The 1,912-nt window shown below is 45.4% G+C and carries 5 protein-coding genes; 2 read left to right on the forward strand and 3 right to left on the reverse strand.

Features of this window, described 5'->3' with window-relative positions; all coding sequences use genetic code 11:
- Nucleotides 1-303, reverse strand: a 303-nt coding sequence (locus tag A2517_RS03300; RefSeq protein WP_294894101.1) for a histidine phosphatase family protein, incomplete at its 3' end; no start/stop codon positions are given.
- A 57-nt stretch (nt 304-360) separates the two neighbouring features.
- On the opposite strand from A2517_RS03300, the gene A2517_RS03305 reads away from it, so the two are divergent.
- Nucleotides 361-624 (forward strand): DUF1294 domain-containing protein, encoded by a 264-nt coding sequence (locus A2517_RS03305; protein WP_294894103.1) that lies wholly within the window; start codon nt 361-363, stop codon nt 622-624.
- Between the two features lie 30 nt (nt 625-654).
- Entirely contained in the window at nt 655-1,506 is an 852-nt protein-coding gene (locus tag A2517_RS03310; protein ID WP_294894105.1) for a D-alanyl-D-alanine carboxypeptidase family protein, read from the forward strand.
- Between the two features lie 32 nt (nt 1,507-1,538).
- Here the strand turns inward: A2517_RS03310 and A2517_RS03315 are convergent, their stop codons facing one another.
- A complete protein-coding gene (locus A2517_RS03315) occupies nt 1,539-1,724 on the reverse strand; it encodes a hypothetical protein (protein ID WP_294894107.1) in 186 nt (61 codons plus the stop codon).
- Nucleotides 1,725-1,740: 16 nt separating this feature from the next.
- Nucleotides 1,741-1,899 carry a hypothetical protein gene (locus A2517_RS11980; protein ID WP_367187985.1) on the reverse strand — a complete coding sequence of 53 codons (159 nt, stop codon included), beginning with the start codon at nt 1,897-1,899 and terminating at the stop codon, nt 1,741-1,743.
- Nucleotides 1,900-1,912 lie beyond the last annotated feature (13 nt).

Here is a 1,912-nt window from a genome sequence, read left to right on the forward strand (position 1 = left end):
ACTCACAGGTACGTCTCGGATGAGGGTGAGGATGGTTTCGACATCGGAGGCGTAGAGGGCGTGATCGTAGCGGATTGAGTCTGTCGGATAGGATAGGGCTTGGGCGATGGCTATCGCGGTGGTTTTGGCGCGTAGAGCAGGGCTGGAGAGGATGAGGTCGGGGTGGATGCCGCTCTTTAAAAGAATCGATCCCATTAACGGAGCGTCATTCATCCCCCGTTTGTTTAAGGGGCGATCATAATCGCTCAAGCTAGGGTCGTTCCGGTCTGATTTGGCGTGACGGATGAGGTAGAGTGTTTTCATGTGCATAAGCTCCTAGAGAGAGGTAAAAAACGGTCATTATGTACGTATAATACTCTTATGAATTACCTCATTGCAATACTCATCACTCTTAATCTCCTCTCCTTTGTTACATTCGGGATAGATAAATACCTCTCGATTCATAAAAAACGGCGTATCAGCGAAAACAGACTCCTTCTCCTCACGATCCTCGGCGGGAGTGTCGGCTCTTTGGCAGCTCAGAAACTCTTTAACCATAAAACGCGAAAGTTCAAAGGGGTACTGTGGGTAGCACTCCTAACCCATATACTCATTAGCGGTGCGATAATAGGGAGCGGTTATTAAAATCGTACAACCTTATGCTAAAATGTTTCAATGATTAAAACGGCTGGGTCTTTAATGTATCGATATCTCTTTCTCTTAACTTTTTGCTTATTCTCTTCTCTCTACGCCGATATCGATACAGAAGAACTCTCCAAACTCAATGTGGAAGCGCTGGTTGTGAAAGATCTGACAACACGCGAAGTGATCTACTCCAAAGAGGCACTAAAGCGAGTCGCACCTGCCAGTCTCACTAAGATTATGACGGTGATGTTAGCGATCGAACAAGGGGGGTTAAATCGTCCCGTACTCATCACCTCTGAGATGATTCGAGTCGAGCCTACGGTCGCGGGGTACAAAGAGGGGGAGATTATCCTCCTCGAAGATCTGATAAAAGCGGCGATGATTAAATCCGATAACGATGCGGCGATGGCGATTGCGTATGCCGTGGGGGGAAACGTTAAAAATTTTGCATGGATGATGAACGAAAAAGCCAAAAAAATAGGGATGCGAAATACCCATTTTACCAACCCGTGCGGCTATGATATCGGGAGTCACTACTCTACCCCCAAAGATCTTCTCAAACTTGCGGAGTACGCGATTAAAAATCCTGTTTTTAACGATATTACGCGGCAAAATCAATTTGTCTATTACGGTCTTAATACGAATCGTAAATATGTTGCTAAAACGCATAACAAACTTTTAAGCCGCTATGAATACGCGGTAGGGGTTAAAACGGGGTACACCTCTAAAGCGGGGCCTTGTCTAATTGCCCGTGCGAAAAAAGACGGAAACGATTGTTTGATCGTGATGTTGAATTCAAAAGTAAATCGCTGGGTTATTGCCCAACAGATATTTGAGCAGGTTTTTGTCCAACGTTTCAATACGGTGCTAGAAACTTTATAGGGGAGTGTGACCCAGCCGCCGAGGGCTGCACGTCACGCTTTGATATCGAGATTTTGTCCCAGACCGGTCAGGTCGGCTCCGGAAGCAGTGTTTGATTGTGCGGAAGCAGGTGATGTACTTTCTAGCACTTTGAGAATCGATTGGCTTTGAACGTCTATCGCTTTTTTCATCGCGTAAAGTTCAGGCCCCATTCCCATATTCGAGTTGATTGAATCCATCGTTGTGTACTCCTTTTTATGAAGTCTTATCTATATCGGCAGATATTGAATCCTCTGAACCGTTAACTATCTCTATTCTATTTCTTCCGTTTGCTTTTGCACTATAGAGCGCTTGATCGGCACGTTCTATGGCTGTTTTAAACGATTCTCCCTCTAAAAGGAGGGTAGCTCCCAAGCTCGTAGTGATA

This window comes from Sulfuricurvum sp. RIFOXYD12_FULL_44_77, assembly GCF_001830725.1.
Classification (GTDB): domain Bacteria; phylum Campylobacterota; class Campylobacteria; order Campylobacterales; family Sulfurimonadaceae; genus Sulfuricurvum; species Sulfuricurvum kujiense_A.

Bases quoted from the DNA above. Each gene is read 5' to 3' on its own strand.
- A2517_RS03305 (WP_294894103.1), top strand. From the start codon at position 361: ATGAATTACCTCATTGCAATACTCATCACTCTTAATCTCCTCTCCTTT.
- A2517_RS03310 (WP_294894105.1), top strand. From the start codon at position 655: ATGATTAAAACGGCTGGGTCTTTAATGTATCGATATCTCTTTCTCTTA.
- A2517_RS03315 (WP_294894107.1), bottom strand. From the start codon at position 1,724: ATGGATTCAATCAACTCGAATATGGGAATGGGGCCTGAACTTTACGCG.